Raw genomic sequence first — 15,038 nt, forward strand, 5'->3', positions numbered from 1 at the left:
GCCGTGCCCATTCCCGACGCCCGCGCCCTCATGGATTCAGCCGACCTCACGACCGCGTTCAGCCCGCTGCAGATCGGCCCGCTGACGCTGCGCAACCGCCTGATCAAGTCCGCCACCAACGAAGGCATGACGCCGAACGGCGTGCCGTCGCGCGCGCTCGTCCGTTTTCACGAGCGCATCGCCGAAGGCGGCGCCGCGCTGACGACCGTCGCGTACTGCGCGATCAGCGATGACGGCCGCACGTTCGTCGACCAGGCGCAACTCGATGTGCCAACGGTCCGGCAATTCCGCGCGCTGACCGACGCCGTCCATCGCCACGGTGCGGCCGCCTCCGCGCAGATCACGCATGGCGGCTGCTTCACGTTCCTGCCGTCGCTGTCGACGAAACGCCCGTTGAGTGCGTCGGGCGGCTTCAACAAGGTCGGCGTGATGAGCGGCCGCTTCCTGAAGCAGGCGATGACGCGCGACCAGATGTCGGCGATCGCCGACGAATTCGCGCAGGCCGCGCGGCATGCGCGCGACGCCGGCTTCGATGCAGTCGAGATCCACATGGGGCACGGTTATTTGCTGAGCCAGTTCCTGTCCCCGCTGTACAACCGCCGCCGCGATGCGTACGGCGGCGACGCGGCGCGGCGCGCGGCGTTCCCGGTCGAGGTGCTGCGTCGCGTGCTCGATGCGGTGGGCCGAGATCTCGCCGTGGTCTGCAAGATCGGTGTGACCGAGGGCGTACGCGGCGGCGGAACGGCCGACGACGCGTGCGAGATCGCGCGGCGGCTCGAAGCCGAAGGCGCGCACCTGCTCGTGCTGAGCGGCGGGATGAACGTCGAATCGGTGTGGCAACTGTTCGGCAGCCCGCTGCCCGGCGACGCACGCGCGAACGCCGACAACGCGATCGTACGCGCCGCGATGGCGCTGCAGAAGCTCACCGAGCCGAAGATGGGCGCGTTTCGCGAGATGTATTTCCTCGAACATTCGCGCAAGGTGCGCGCGGCGGTCAGGATGCCGCTTGCCTATCTCGGCGGCGTGCGTTCGCGCGAAAACGTCGAACTGGCGATGCGCGAAGGATTCGACGCGGTCGCGCTCGCACGGGCGCTGGTGTTCGAGCCGGGTTTCGTCAACGGCCTGCGTGACGGCCGGCTCGCGCAGTCGGGCTGCACATCGTGCAACCGCTGTGTCGTGTCGATGTACACGCCGGGCGGCACGGCGTGCGTGTTGCGCGAACCGAACGACCCCGCGCCGAACCGGGTACCGGCAGCCGGCGCGTGACGTTTGATGTATGACGCGTGATGCGGGCGCCGTGGCCGATCAGTCCGCGTCGCGCGCGCGGGCAAGCGCCGCGAGGTTCCCTTCCCCGAACCCGTGGTGCCCCTTGCGCTGCACGATCTCGAAGAAGATTTCGCCGGGCCGGCGCTTGACGAAGGTCTGGAAGAACAGGCGCGGCACGCCGTCGCTGCCGATCTCGCCGTCGACCAGCACCGCGCGGCGTCGCAGCGCGTCGAGATCGACGCCGTGCCCCGGCAGCCGCGCATCGACGTCGTCGTAATAGCGTGCGGGCGGCTCGATGAACTCGACGCCGTTCGCGCGCAGCGCATCGACGCAGGACCGGATGTCGTCGGTGGCCAGCGCGACGTGCTGCACACCCTCGCCCGGATGGTCGGGCAGATACGCGTGCATCAGCTCGGTGCGCCGCGTGCCTTCCTCGTAGACCGGAATCCGCACCGCGCCGCACGGCGACACCATCACGCGCGAGTCCTCCGACACATGCCAGTGCGCGTCGATTTCGTGGATCTCGCGAAAGTGCAGCAGATCGTGGTAGAAATCCAGCCACTCCCGCATGCGCCCCGCGCCGACCGTTTGCGTGAAATGGTCGACCTGCTGCAGGCCGACGCCCACGCAGTCGAGATCGGTATGCGCGGTCGCGATGTCGATCGGCCGGAAATCGATGTCGAAGATCGAGATGTCGCCGACGCCGCCGCGCTGGCCGTCCTTCCCGCGCCAGCGATCGACGAAATAGAGATGCGAATCGCCGATGCCCTGGATCGCCGGGATCTTCAGCTCGCCGACGCCGACCCGCTCGCCCTCGAATGCCCACGCGCCGAGCTCGATCGCACGCTCGAACGCGCGCCGTGCGCTGGCCACGCGCAGCCCGATCGCGCAGACGCCCATCCCGTACTCCTCCGCGTAGCGCGCGGCGAACGATTCGGGCTCGGCGTTGATTAGGAAATGCATCTGCCCTTGCCGGTACAGCGTGACGTTCTTGCTGACATGCCGCGCGATCGCCTTGAACCCGAGTTGCTCGAAGCGTTGCGCGAGCGCTTCCGGCACAGGCGCCGCGAATTCGACGAATTCGAGGCCGGCCATCCCGAGCGGATTGGCGGCCGGATCGGCGACGGGCGGCGTATCGCTGGACAGGGGGTGGGAATTGCCGGGCATTCCAGTCTCCGGGGGCATGCGGTCCGTGGGGATGACGCCCGTTGCGTGCGGCATGCGCGGCCGATGTGGCGGCCGGGCCTCCGCCCCGAACGGGCGAGTTTTCGATGCTGCAGATTTTAACCAAATCGTTCACGGCGGCACACCCTGGCCGAACGGGATATCGTCGCGCCGCCTAGTGCAAACCCGGAAAGCGTTCGATAGTCGCACGGACTTGAACGATAATCGCGCACTTTGTCCGATTGGCCAATTGCCGCCGTTCGGCGCGCGCCCTATTCTCCGTTCACCCATCGACTTCAATGCAGCATCGGACGCGGCGCCGCCACGATCAACGATGCGCCGTACCAGGAGACACCGCAATGACCCCAACCTTCGACACCCTCGACGCCGCTGCCGGCGCCCGCGCGCGCAGCCAGGCCCGCAAGGCCGCGATCGGCAGCTTCGTCGGCGCTGTCGTCGACTGGTACGACTTCCTGCTGTACGGGATCGTCGCCGCGCTGGTATTCAATTCCGAGTTCTTCCCGAAAGTCAGCCCGACGATGGGCACGCTCGCGGCGTTCGCGACGTTCGGCGTCGGCTTCCTGTTCCGGCCGCTCGGCGGCGTCGTGTTCGGTCACTACGGCGACCGGCTCGGCCGCAAGCGGATGCTCGTGCTGACCGTGATGCTGATGGGGCTGTCGACCGTCGCGATCGGCCTGCTGCCGGCGTTCTCGACGATCGGCTGGTGGGCGCCGGTGCTGCTGGTGCTGATGCGCGCGGTCCAGGGTTTCGCGGTCGGCGGCGAATGGGGCGGCGCGGCGCTGATGGCCGTCGAAAGCGCACCGAAGCAAAAGAAGGCGTTCTACAGCAGCGGCGTGCAGGTCGGCTACGGTGTCGGGCTCGTGCTGGCCACGGGCATCGTGTCGATCCTGAGCCACACGCTCGGCGAGGCCGCATTCAAGTCGTGGGGCTGGCGACTGCCGTTCGTGTTCAGCATCGTGCTCGTGCTGATCGGGCTGTGGGTGCGCAAGAACATGGACGAGTCGCAGGAATTCGTCGAGAAGGTCGAGCACGGCAACCGCAAGCTGCGCCTGCCGGTGCTGGAAGCGCTGACGCGCCATCCGAAGGCGTTCCTGCTGATCATCGCGCTGCGGCTCGCCGAACTGTTCACGATGTATATCGTCACCGCGTTCGCGCTCAGCTATTCGACGACGAACCTCGGCATGTCGCGCGACCTGTTCCTGAACATCGGGCTGCTGGTCGGCGCGGTGAGCTGCGTGACGATCCCGTGCTTCGCGTGGCTGGCCGACCGTTACGGCCTGCGCCGCATCTACCTGATCGGCGCGCTGATCGGGCTCGCGTCCGCGGTGCCGTTTTTCGTCGCGCTCGAGGCGCGGTCGATCGCGTGGATCGTGATCTTCTCGATCCTGCTCGCGAATGCCGCGCACGACATGGTCGTGAGCGTCCAGCAGCCGCTGTTCACCGAGCTGTTCGGCGCTGAATATCGCTACAGCGGCGCGGGCGTCGGCTACCAGTTCGCGAGCGTCGTCGGCGGCGGCTTCACGCCGTTCATCGCGGTCGGCCTCGTCAGCGTGGCCGGCGGTTCGTGGCACCTCGTCGCCGGTTATCTCGCGGTGGGTTGCCTGATCTCGCTGGTGGTCGCCGCGCGGATGCGGGCGGCGCAGTGACGACCTGACCGGATGGCCGACCCGACTCGCGGCCGGCCATCTCTCCGCACGTCGGCCGGCGGCCGCACATCTGCATCGCGGGCGCGACGTCAAACACTGTCAATCACGCGCACCAATCCCCCATTTCCCCTCTGAACATTCCACGCCGCCCGCCGACCAATGGCATCATATGGGCCTACGTCAGTCACCGATACGCCCCCATATCATGTCGAATCTCATCGTCCACGGCGGCACTCCGCTGCGCGGGGACATCAAGCCGTCCGCGAACAAGAACGCCGTCCTGCCGATTCTGTGCGCCACCCTGTTGACCGATCAGCCGCTGCGCCTCATCGGCGTGCCGGACATCACCGATGTGCGCAAGATCCTCGACATCTTCCGCACGCTCGGCAGCGATGTGTCGGTCGACTTCACGACGGGTCTGCTCGAACTCCACCATCGCAACACGAAGTTCGATCCGGCCGTCCACCGCCTGCCCGAGGCGATGCGCTCGTCGATCATGCTGATTCCGCCGCTGCTCGCGCGCTTCGGTGTCGCGCGTCTCGAGAACGACGTGAAAGGCTGCACGCTCGGCGTGCGCGAGATCGATCCGCACGTCGAGGTGTTCGAGCGTTTCGGCGCGCACATCGAGCGCACGTCCGATTCGCTGATCGTCCGCACCGACGGCCCGCTGACGGCCAACGATCACTGGTTCGACTACGCGTCGGTGACGACCACCGAAAACTTCGCGCTGTGCGCGACGACGGCGAGCGGCACGTCGACGCTGATGAACGCGGCATCCGAGCCGCACGTGCAGGAGTTCTGCCAGTTCCTCGCGATGATCGGCGTCACGATCGAGGGCATCGGCACGTCGCGGCTCTGCGTGACGGGCGGTGGCAAGCTCGGAGGCGGCGAGTTCCGTTTCGCCGAGGATTTCCACGAGATCGCGACGTTCCTCGCGCTCGGCGCGATCACGGGCGGCGACATCACGGTGCGCAACTCGTCGCCCGAGCATTTCCCGCTGATCGACCGCACGTTCGCGAAGTTCGGCGTGAACGTCACGCACCGCGACGGCTGGTCGCGCGCGGAACGCGATGGCCCGCTGCGCGTGCGCCGGCCGTTCACGCAGAACATCCTGACCAAGGTCGAAGCCGCGCCGTGGCCGTACCTGCCGGTCGACCTGCTGCCGATCTTCATCGCACTCGGCGTGCGCGCGGAAGGCAGCGCGATGTTCTGGAACAAGGTCTACGACGGCGCGCTCGGCTGGTCCGGCGAACTGTCGAAGTTCGGCGCGCACGTGCTGCTGTCCGATCCGCACCGGCTGATCACGTTCGGCGGGCTGCAACTGACGCCGGCGCGCGTCGAGAGCCCATACATCATCCGCGTCGCGATCGCGCTGCTGATGGTGGCCGCGAGCATCGAAGGCCGCTCGGAAATCATGAATGCGCTGCCGATCCGCCGCGCGCATCCGCACTTCGTCGAGAACCTGCGCTCGGTCGGCGCGAACGTCGAGTGGACGAGCAGCGAGTAAGACCCTGACGGGTGCGGCGCGCGTAACGCGGGCGCTGCACTCACCCGGCGGCTTCGACAAGCCGCCGGCCGACTCCTCTGGCGTGACTCGCCTGCCCCGCAGTCGGCTACGGGCACCAGGAAATCGACGCGCGTCGCCCAGACTGATCGCGGTGCGCCTGCCGGTAGCGCGCCCGGAACTCTCGACGTTCAGGCGAACGGATTTCGCAGCACCGGACCGCCTTCCACGCGCAGGCCGTCGTGCATGTCCTCGGTGTACAGGGTCTCGCAGCCCTCGAGCGACGCGGCGGCGACGATGCACGCGTCATGGAAGGACAAGCCATGACGCTCGGCCAGCCTTCGCGCCAGGTCATGCGTATCGATCGTGACCGGTACGACATGGCACAAGCTCCTGATCGGCTCCAGAAACTGCCCAACGTCGCTCCACGGCATCCGCAGTTTTCGGCTGCAAACGCTGGCGACTTCGTTCAGTACCTGGACGCTGATGGTGGGCCGCCGCAGGAACAGCGACTCCGCCCGATTCGCCTTGGTTTCGTCCTCGGACAGCAAATAAAGCACGACATTGCTGTCGACGAACGATTTCGCCGACTCAACCCCGCTCATTCGCATCGTCCCGGCTGAACTTGAAATCGGCGGGCAGCTTGCCCCTGAATTTCCGCAACCGTTGCAGAAGCTCGTCGGCCCTCGGCTTGCGACTGACGGCAAAAACGCGCGGACCATCGACCACGATTTCGATATCGTCCCCTTCGCGGAGCTCCAGTGCGTCAACGACGCTGGCGGGAAGGCGGACGGCCAGGCTGTTACCCCACTTTGCCACTTGCATACGCACCTCCTTGGATATACATAACTGATTGTATATCCTTCGTGTCTCGCTCGCAAAATCGGGGCATCACGCACGCATCGGAAGCCGCCGCCGGTCGGATCGCGCGATAATCGCCCAATTCCGCGCGATCACCGCCCGCAATCGCTCTGCTTCCCGACGCTCCCCGACGATGAAAAAGCCCGAACTCGACCGACGCGACTGGATTGCCGGCCTCGAAAAAGGCCTGATGATCCTGGAAGCCTTCGACAGCCAGCACGCGCGCATGACGCCCACGCAGGCCGCCGCGCGCACCGGTCTCACGCGCACGGCCGCGCGGCGCTACCTGCTGACGCTCGAATCGCTCGGCTACGTGTACACCGACGGCAAGCTGTACGGCCTCACGCCACGCGTGCTGCGGGTCGGCTGGTCGTACTTCGATTCGGCGCGCCTGCCGCGCACGGTCCAGCCCTATCTGCAGCAACTGAGCGCGTCGCTGAACGAATCGGCATACGTGAGCGTGCTCGACGGATGGGAGCTGGTGTTCATCGCGCGCAACGGCGTGTCGCGCGTGATGACGACCGGCTTCGTGCTCGGCGCGCGCGTGCCGGCGCCGCTCACGTCGCCGGGCGTCGTGCTGCTCGCCCATCATCCCGATCGCGAAGCCGTGCGCGCATGGCTCGACGACACCGAACTGCCGCCGTTCACACCGCACACGATCACCAACAAGGCGCGGCTGCTCGAACAGGTCGACCACGCGCGCGACGCGGGTTTCGCGGCGATCGAACAGCAATTGCAGGTCGGCGTGCGCGGGATCGCGGTGCCGCTGAAGAACCGTCACGGCGAAGTGGTCGCCGCGCTGAGCACGAACATGCCGATCGGCACGGAGACGACCGATGCCGCCGTGCGGCGCGTGCTGCCGCACCTGCAGGAAGCCGCGCTCGCGATGCTCAACGTGTTGTAGGAACCCGCGAAGACGGTGCATCCGCGCTGCGGAAGCAATTGCACCGCTTCAACTTCACCCTTACCCGATCCGCCACCAGCGCGGCAGCAGATCGCGCACTTCGCGCCGCCGGTAACGGTCGTCGATCAGATGCACGACACCCTCGTCGTGTTCGGTGCGGATCACGCGCCCGGCCGCCTGCACGACCTTCTGCAGCCCCGGATACAGGTACATGTAGTCGTAGCCGTTGCCGAAGCGCGCGTCCATCGCTCGGCGCATCTGCTCGTTGACGTCGTTGACCTGCGGCAGCCCGAGCGTCGCGATGAAGGCGCCGATCAGCCGCTCGCCGACCAGGTCCACGCCTTCCGAGAACGCGCCGCCCAGCACCGCGAAACCGACGCCGCGCCCGCCCGCGTCGAAGCGTGCGAGAAACGCGTCGCGCTCGCTTTCTGCCATGCCGGGCGCCTGCGCCCACACGGGCACCTCCGGATGGCGCGTCTGCATCAGCGCGACCACGCGCCCCAGGTAGTCGAAGCTGCTCAGGAACCCAAGGTAGTTGCCGGGCCGCGTCGCGTACTGCGCGGCGATCAGGTCTGCGATCGGTTCGAGCGAGCGGTCGCGGTCGCGCCAGCGCGTCGACACGTGGCTCGCGACGCGCACCGTCAGTTGCTCGGCGCGGAACGGCCCGTCGACGTCGAGCCAGCCCGTATCGCCGGGCAGCCCGAGCGTGTCGCGGTAGAAGTGGAACGGGCTCAGCGTGCCCGAGAACAGCACGGTCGCGCGCGCGGCTTCGTAGCGCGGCGCAAGAAAGGCGGCCGGGATCACGTTGCGCACGCACAGCGTCGACTGGACGCGATGCCGGCGGCGAGCCGACGCGACGCCGTCGAGCGCCGGCTGGCGCGGCATCGGTTCGCCGTGCAGCGTTGCGTCGAAGATCGACGCGCTGTCGAACGCGTCGGCGAGCACGCCGAACTGGATCGCCTCGAAATGAAACCGCAGCAGCGCGTCGCCGTTCGCGCGCGGCGCGTCGGTCAGGTGTTCGCCGATCGCCGCGACGAGGTTCTGCACGGCCGACACGATCGGGCCCGGAACGTCCGGATACGCGGCATAGCGCTCGGCCTGCGCGCGATTGACCGTACCCCACGCGCGGGCGAGCCGGTCGAAGGCCTTGCGCAGCGCGGCGGGCGCGGCTTCGCGCGCGGCCGCGAACGCGAACGGATCGAGCGATGCGCTGTACATCTTGCGCGCGCGGTCGAGCAGGTTGTGCGCCTCGTCGACGAGCACGCCGACGCGCCACTGGTTCTGCTGCGCGAGCGTGTGCAGCATCGCACTGCCGTCGTAGTAGTAGTTGTAGTCGCCGATCACCATGTCCGACCAGCGCGCGAGCTCCTGCGCGAGGTAGTACGGGCAGACGTCGTGCGCGAGCGCGGCCGCGCGCACCGTGTCGCGATCGAGCAGCCCGGCGCCGATCGCCGCGTCGCGCGCGGCCGGCAGCCGGTCGTAGAAGCCTTGCGCGAGCGGGCATGATTCGCCGTGGCACGCTTTGTCCGGATGCTCGCACGCCTTGTCGCGCGCGACGAGCTCCAGCACGCGCAGCGGCAGCGCGGGCGTGCCGGCGCCGAGCGTCGTCGCCGCTTCGAGCGCGAGCGCGCGGCCGGGCGTTTTCGCGGTCAGGAAGAACACATGGTCGAGCTCGCCCTCGCCGCACGCCTTCAGCAGCGGGAACACGGTGCCGAGCGTCTTGCCGATGCCGGTCGGCGCCTGCGCCATCAGGCAACGCTCGTCGCGCGCGGCACGATAGACGGACACCGCCAGCTCGCGCTGGCCGCTGCGGAACTGCCCGTGCGGAAACGCGAGCGCGCGCAGCGCGGTATCGCGCGCGGCGCGATGGGCCGTCTCGCGCTCGGCCCAGCCGACGAAACACGCGCACTGCTCGGCGAAAAACGCGGCGAGCGTGCTCGCGTCCAGCGTTTCCGTCAGCACGGTCTCGCGCTCGGACACGATGTCGAAATACACGAGCGCGACGTCGATTTCGGCGAGACCGCGTGCGTCGCACATCAGGTGCGCGTAGACCTTCGCCTGCGCCCAGTGCAGCGCGCGGTGGTTAGCCGGCATCGCGTCGAGGCTGCCGCGATAGGTCTTGATTTCCTCGAGCCGGTTCGCCACGGGATCGTAGCCGTCCGCGCGACCGCGCACGGTGAGCGTGCCCCACGTGCCCGTCAGCGCGATCTCGGTTTCGTAGCGCGCGCCGCGATTCGACGTGACCGCGCCGTGGCCGGCGATGCCTTCGAGCGCGGTCGGCGCGGGCGTGAAGCGCAGGTCGAGATCGCCGCGCCGCGCGGTGAACTCGCACATCGCCCGCACCGCGACGACGTAACTCATGCGGACAGCCCCGCCGCCTCGGCTTGCGCGACGCCCGCGCCGGCCCACTCGACATCGACGACGCGCACCGGAATGCCATGCGCGACGCAATACGCGAGCCAGCGCGTCTGGTTGTCCTGCAGCCGGTCGCCGGGGCCCTTCACCTCGATCAGCTCGTAGCGGCGCTCGCCGGGCCAGAAACGCACGAGATCGGGCAGCCCCGAGCGGTTGCTGCGGATATCCGCGAGCAGGCGCGTGAACCATAGCCGCAAGTGCTCGGGCGGCAGGCAGGCGAGCGCCTCGTCGAGCAGTTCGTCGGTCAGCACGCCCCAGAACACGAACGGCGACTGCAGTCCCGTCTTCGTCGCGAAATGCCGGCGGATCGTGTCGCGGTACGCGCCCGAATCGAGTTGCGCGAAGCACGCGGCGAACGCATCCGCACGGCGCGCGGCGAAATCGGGCGCATGCAGGTCGGCCGGGCCGCGCTGGAACGGGTGGAAGAACGCGCCGGGCACGGCCGCGAACACGGGCTCCCAGCACAGCAGCCCGAACAGCGAATTGATCAGCGTGTTCTCGACGTAATGGACCGGCGAAGCCGCCTGCGCGAGATGGTCGCGTACCGCGAATTCGACGCTGACGAACGCATCGGGACGCGCAAGCACGAGCGTCTCGCGCGGCACGTCCGCCGCGGCTGCCACGCGTTCGACGCGCTGGCCGAGGCGGCGCTGCAGGCGCGGCAGCATGCGCTCGACGCGCTGGCGTTCCTCGTCGCTCTCGAAGCCGCCGCGTGCATCGAGCGCCAGCGCGAGCGCGTCGTCGTCGCGCCCGCAGCGCTCAAGCACGCGGATGCGCCGATGGCGGCTGCCGGGCCACGCGCTGCGCGTGTAAGCGTCGAGCGCGGCGGTCCAGTCCGCCCGGCGCTCGCACGTCTGCCCGAGCGCGAACAACAGCTTCGCGCGACGCGTCGCGAGCCACGGCTGCGCGCAGTCCACTGCATCGATCGCGCGCATCAGGTCGTCGAACGGCAGATCTTCCGGCCAAACGTCGAGCGCGTCGCGGCACATCTGCAGCGCGAGATACGCATCGACGTCGCCACGCTGCTGGAACGCACGCGACGACGGCGCGATCGGCACGCTTTCGTACTGGAACACACCGAGATCGGCGAGCACGAACTCGCTCCAGTCCTGATGGAGATTGCCGAAGAACATCAGGCGCAGCCGATCGCACAGCGCGCCGACCGTCACGCGCAGCACGACGTCTTCGGCCTGCGCGCACCATGCGTCGAGCGGTTGCGCGATGTCGTGCGCGGGCCGCAGCCGTTCGAGCCATTCGGGCTTGCGCTCACCCGCATGCGCGGCGAGCGACGGGAAGATGCGCAGCAGATCGGCCTTGGTCGACAGCGCGAACAGTTCGTCGAGCGTCAGTGCGGGTGCCGGATCGACCCAGCCGAGTTCGACGAGCGACGCGGCCGCATCGAGCGCGCAGCCGATTTCGTCGTATACGAGCTTGCTGGCGCGGAAGTCGGACCCGTTGCGCATCAGCATCCGCACGAGGAGCGCACGGGACGCCTGCGGCAGCGTCGCGAAATGCCGGACGAATGCGTGCTCGTGCGCGTCGAACAGGTCGTCGTAACGCGCGCCGAGCCAGGCCAGCGCGCGTTCGAAATTGGTCAGGTAGTAAAACGCCGGGGGCGTCGGCGATACAGGCGTCACGGAGTTTGATCACTGTACATTTGTACAGGTCTGAATCATATCAAATGTGACGCTGCCCGGCCCCGGTCAGAACTGGTAATTCACCGACATGTCGAACACGCCGTTGGTCGACTGCTGCGTGATCGGGCTGCGCGCCGCGCGGCCGACGAGCTGTTCGATCGCGCCGTCGATCGTGACGAACCAGTGCTTGTTCACGAACCAGGCCATCGTCACCCCCGCGCCGACCGACTTGATCCCCGCGCCCGACGAATAGGCAGGCAGCCCCGAACGCGCGGCGGCGCCCTGGTTCACGCCGAACCAGCTGTTCATGTAGCGCGAATCGGCGAACGACACGGTCGGCCCCGCGAACCAGAAGAAATGCTCGTTGCTGCCCGGCAGCGGCATGTACGCGGAGAAATCGCCGACCCAACCGTTCGAGCCGCCGATGCTGCGCCGGATATCCGCACGCAGCACGAGCGGAAATTCCTTCGAGATCACGTAATCGGCCGCCAGTTTCATCACCGGCGCCGCGTTGATGTTGTCGAGGCCGTTCAGGTGCTCGGTATCGTCGGCCGAACGGCGCCCGAGGTCGTAACCGACGGACAGGCTTACGCGCCAGTTCGGCCCGCGCAGCACGTTCGCGCCGAGCCCCTCGCCCGTCGACAGGAAGAACAGGTCGCGATAGCGGATGTCGAGATTCGGGCCGCCCAACACGCGATAACGGTCGGAGCCCGCATAGCGCGGCTGCAGCGTCATCGCGGCGCCCACGCTGATATCCCAGGTGGAAATGTTCGGGTCGTACAGTTTCTCGAGCGGCACGCCCGCCGAGTATTGCCACTCGCCGAGCGGCGAAGGCGTCTGGGCCGACGCGTCGCGGGCGCCGACCGCGGCGAACGCCGCACAGGCCGACAGGCCGGATACGAACCGGCGTGCGCCGGGTGACAGCAACGGGCAATCAACAGTCATCAAGGCGGTCTCCGTCGGTTGCGCGAAACGAACCTGAGGGAAAGCGCGTCGCGCCTCCTCGGCGGCACCAAGTGGCAGCCTGCGGCGCGAACGTAGCATGCGCTGAATTGACGAACATCCTACGCGACGCGCGCGCAGACGCAAAGCGCCCGCTGTGCGCGGGCACCTTGCCGTACTTCGGAACGAACCGGTGAAGCGTGATGGAATCGGAGGCATTCGACGTGATAGCCGCGAATTCGTCGCCGCAACCGTTCGCGTCGTAACGTATCCTTTTCGAGGATGGATGCATCACGATGTCCTCTCCGTTTCAGCGGCGCGCAGGCATCGAGCGGCCGATGCCGGGCAGGCACGGCGCTCGCGCGCTGCATCACCGACAAGGAGGTTCGACCATGAACGTTCAAGTCCCCGGCTGCCGCGACGCCGGGTTACCGGCTGCCCGACTGTTCCGGCTCGCCACGTCGCGCCCGCCATCCAAAGACAAGACGGAAGAACGAATCGACGAAGGGCTCGAGGAGTCGTTTCCGGCCAGCGACCCGCCCGCCGTCGGCGGCGCGACCCGTATCGACCCCGCCAAGCCGGCTGACAAGCACGAACGTCGCGCGCCGCACGTCCCGCCCCCGCCCCGCGATCAGGGCTGACGGCGGTACCCGGCCCGTACAGCGTTTCATCGCGGCGACGCTGTGCCACTTCGACGGCAACGAGCCGCGCGACGAAGGCGCTTGGGATCAACGCACTGCAACCGGCTCGCGCTGATGCGCGACAACGGCCGCTCCTGACCGGCGCGGCCGCGTCCTGCGCAGGTCGCGTCACGCGACCTTGAACCGCCCGACCGTGGTCGCCAGCGCGTTTGCCTGCGACTGCAGCGCGGTCGCGGCGGCGGTCGACTGTTCGACGAGCGCCGCGTTCTGCTGCACCATTTCGTCGAGCTGCGTGACCGCGCGATTCACCTCCTGGATGCCGCGCGTCTGTTCGTTCGCCGCGTGCGTGATCTCGGAGATGATCGTCGTCACGTTCGACACGTTGGAGACGATCTCGCGCATCGTGTCGCCGGCCTGGCGCACCTGCCCGGACCCGGCCGACACGCTCGCGACCGTCGATTCGACCAGCACCTTCACTTCGCGCGCGGCCTGCGCGCTGCGTTGCGCGAGGCTGCGCACTTCCTGCGCGACGACCGCGAAGCCGCGGCCCTGCTCGCCCGCGCGCGCCGCTTCGACGGCCGCGTTCAGCGCGAGGATGTTGGTCTGGAACGCAATGCCGTCGATCACGCCGATGATGTCGCCGATCCGGCCCGACGCCTCCTCGATCTTCTCCATCGTCGCGACGACGTCCGACACGACCACGCCGCCGTGCGACGCGATCCGCGACGCGGCCGCCGCGCGTTCGTCGGCCTGACCGGCCGCCGCGGCCGACTGGCCGACCGTCGCGGTGATCTCTTCCATCGACGCAGCCGTTTCCTCGAGGCTCGCCGCCGCCGATTCGGTGCGCGACGACAAATCCTGGTTGCCTGCCGCGATCTCGTTCGCGGCCGTGCGCACCGATTCGCTCGCGTCGCGGATCTGGCGCATCACGTCGTTCAGCTTGTCGACGAAGCTGTTGAACGAGCGCGCGATGTCGGCGACTTCGTCGCGGCCATCGGCCGGCAGGCGCTGCGTCAGGTCGCCGGCGCCCGAGCCGATCGCGGCCATCGCCTGGCGCACCTGCGACAGGCGGCGGAACGCGGTCGCGGTGATTGCGCCGATGATCAGCGACGCGACGCCGACGATCACGACCAGCGTGATCAGCGACGCGGTCAGCAGCGAGCGCATCCCGGCCGTCGCTTCGGCTTTGTCGAGCAGCACCAGCGCATACCAGTCGGTGCCCGGCACGGGCCGTGCGCGCACCAGCTTCGCGTCGCCGCCGACGCTCACCTCGACGGGCGCATTCGCGGCCGCGACCGACGCGGCACCCATCGCGCCGAGCTCGGGCGATACGTCGGCAACCGCCTTCAGCGTGAGCTTCGGGTCCGGGTGCGCGACGACGTGGCCGCTGCTGTCGATCAACATCCCGAAGCTTGCGGGCGTCGGGCGGATCGATTTCACGTTGGCGATCACGCTGTCCATCGCGACGTCCGCGGCGACGACGCCCTTCAGCGCGCCGTCGCGCAGGATCGGCACCGCGAACGTGACCACGAGGTTGCCCGTGCCGGCGTCGACGTAAGGCGGCGTGACAACCGGTTTGCCGGCCTGCGCGGCCTGCTTGTACCACGGGCGGCCGGTCGGGTCGTAGTCGGGCGGAATGCCGGTCGGGTCGGAGAAGCGGAACGCCTTGTCGGCATAGCCCGCGTAGACGTTCGTGAAGCCGCCGGCCGCGGCCATCTGCTTGAACACCGGCAGCGGATCGGGCGCCAGCGCGGCATCCTGCAGCGATGCGATCATCCGGCTCCGGGTGGCGACCCAGTCGGCGATCCCGACCACGTGGCCGCTCGCGACGGAGGTCAGGTTGCGGTCGATCGCGTCGTCGTTGTACGAGTGTGCAATGAAATAGTTGATCAGCGTGGTGGCGACGAGCGCGAATACGACGATGGCGACGCACGCGGCGAGGATGCGGGCGCGGATGGACGAGAGCATGGCAACGACTCGGTAAGGGAGCGCGAACGCCCGGTGGACGAATTCACCGGGTAAACGGCAATCGCGCCA

The 15,038-nt window shown here is 68.3% G+C and carries 12 protein-coding genes; 5 read left to right on the forward strand and 7 right to left on the reverse strand.

Going from position 1 to position 15,038, the window contains the following annotated elements:
• Nucleotides 1–30: 30 nt before the first annotated feature.
• Nucleotides 31–1,266 carry an NADH:flavin oxidoreductase gene (locus tag H3H55_RS24465; protein WP_193100560.1) on the forward strand — a complete coding sequence of 412 codons (1,236 nt, stop codon included), beginning with the start codon at nucleotides 31–33 and terminating at the stop codon, nucleotides 1,264–1,266.
• A gap of 39 nt (nucleotides 1,267–1,305) precedes the next feature.
• On the opposite strand, the gene H3H55_RS24470 is transcribed toward H3H55_RS24465, so the two are convergent.
• Complete coding sequence (locus H3H55_RS24470; RefSeq protein WP_193100561.1) at nucleotides 1,306–2,433, reverse strand: 4-hydroxyphenylpyruvate dioxygenase family protein; 1,128 nt, start codon at nucleotides 2,431–2,433, stop codon at nucleotides 1,306–1,308.
• A 356-nt stretch (nucleotides 2,434–2,789) separates the two neighbouring features.
• Between H3H55_RS24470 and shiA the strand changes: the two genes are divergently transcribed.
• Nucleotides 2,790–4,097 carry a shikimate transporter gene (shiA, locus tag H3H55_RS24475; protein ID WP_129514882.1) on the forward strand — a complete coding sequence of 436 codons (1,308 nt, stop codon included), beginning with the start codon at nucleotides 2,790–2,792 and terminating at the stop codon, nucleotides 4,095–4,097.
• A gap of 205 nt (nucleotides 4,098–4,302) precedes the next feature.
• Nucleotides 4,303–5,604 carry a UDP-N-acetylglucosamine 1-carboxyvinyltransferase gene (locus tag H3H55_RS24480; RefSeq protein WP_129514881.1) on the forward strand — a complete coding sequence of 434 codons (1,302 nt, stop codon included), beginning with the start codon at nucleotides 4,303–4,305 and terminating at the stop codon, nucleotides 5,602–5,604.
• Between the two features lie 188 nt (nucleotides 5,605–5,792).
• Here the strand turns inward: H3H55_RS24480 and H3H55_RS24485 are convergent, their stop codons facing one another.
• Together H3H55_RS24485 and H3H55_RS24490 are read right to left on the reverse strand one after the other, a co-directional pair.
• Nucleotides 5,793–6,206 carry a PIN domain-containing protein gene (locus tag H3H55_RS24485; RefSeq protein WP_193100562.1) on the reverse strand — a complete coding sequence of 138 codons (414 nt, stop codon included), beginning with the start codon at nucleotides 6,204–6,206 and terminating at the stop codon, nucleotides 5,793–5,795.
• Nucleotides 6,193–6,426 carry an AbrB/MazE/SpoVT family DNA-binding domain-containing protein gene (locus tag H3H55_RS24490; RefSeq protein WP_193100563.1) on the reverse strand — a complete coding sequence of 78 codons (234 nt, stop codon included), beginning with the start codon at nucleotides 6,424–6,426 and terminating at the stop codon, nucleotides 6,193–6,195. The genes H3H55_RS24485 and H3H55_RS24490 overlap by 14 nt, the downstream gene beginning before the upstream one ends.
• Before the next feature lie 169 nt (nucleotides 6,427–6,595).
• Between H3H55_RS24490 and H3H55_RS24495 the strand changes: the two genes are divergently transcribed.
• Entirely contained in the window at nucleotides 6,596–7,366 is a 771-nt protein-coding gene (locus tag H3H55_RS24495) for an IclR family transcriptional regulator C-terminal domain-containing protein (protein WP_072436791.1), read from the forward strand.
• A gap of 60 nt (nucleotides 7,367–7,426) precedes the next feature.
• Here the strand turns inward: H3H55_RS24495 and H3H55_RS24500 are convergent, their stop codons facing one another.
• The 3 genes from H3H55_RS24500 to H3H55_RS24510 all read right to left on the reverse strand — a co-directional run bounded on the left by H3H55_RS24500 (nucleotide 7,427) and on the right by H3H55_RS24510 (nucleotide 12,363).
• A complete protein-coding gene (locus H3H55_RS24500) occupies nucleotides 7,427–9,727 on the reverse strand; it encodes an ATP-dependent DNA helicase (RefSeq protein ID WP_193100564.1) in 2,301 nt (766 codons plus the stop codon).
• The gene (locus H3H55_RS24505; RefSeq protein ID WP_193100565.1) at nucleotides 9,724–11,418 is read right to left on the reverse strand and encodes a VRR-NUC domain-containing protein; all 1,695 of its coding nucleotides are present in this window, start codon (nucleotides 11,416–11,418) and stop codon (nucleotides 9,724–9,726) included. The genes H3H55_RS24500 and H3H55_RS24505 overlap by 4 nt, the downstream gene beginning before the upstream one ends.
• 66 nt (nucleotides 11,419–11,484) lie before the next feature.
• Nucleotides 11,485–12,363: a MipA/OmpV family protein gene (locus H3H55_RS24510; RefSeq protein WP_193102137.1), complete on the reverse strand. Its 879-nt coding sequence runs from the start codon at nucleotides 12,361–12,363 to the stop codon at nucleotides 11,485–11,487.
• A gap of 389 nt (nucleotides 12,364–12,752) precedes the next feature.
• Between H3H55_RS24510 and H3H55_RS24515 the strand changes: the two genes are divergently transcribed.
• The gene (locus H3H55_RS24515) at nucleotides 12,753–13,001 is read left to right on the forward strand and encodes a hypothetical protein (RefSeq protein WP_193100566.1); all 249 of its coding nucleotides are present in this window, start codon (nucleotides 12,753–12,755) and stop codon (nucleotides 12,999–13,001) included.
• Nucleotides 13,002–13,169: 168 nt separating this feature from the next.
• Here H3H55_RS24515 and H3H55_RS24520 read toward each other — a convergent pair whose 3' ends face one another.
• A complete protein-coding gene (locus H3H55_RS24520) occupies nucleotides 13,170–14,969 on the reverse strand; it encodes a methyl-accepting chemotaxis protein (RefSeq protein ID WP_193100567.1) in 1,800 nt (599 codons plus the stop codon).
• Nucleotides 14,970–15,038: the final 69 nt, after the last annotated feature.

It is taken from the genome of Burkholderia sp. Z1 (assembly GCF_014893795.1).
GTDB lineage: Bacteria > Pseudomonadota > Gammaproteobacteria > Burkholderiales > Burkholderiaceae > Burkholderia > Burkholderia theae.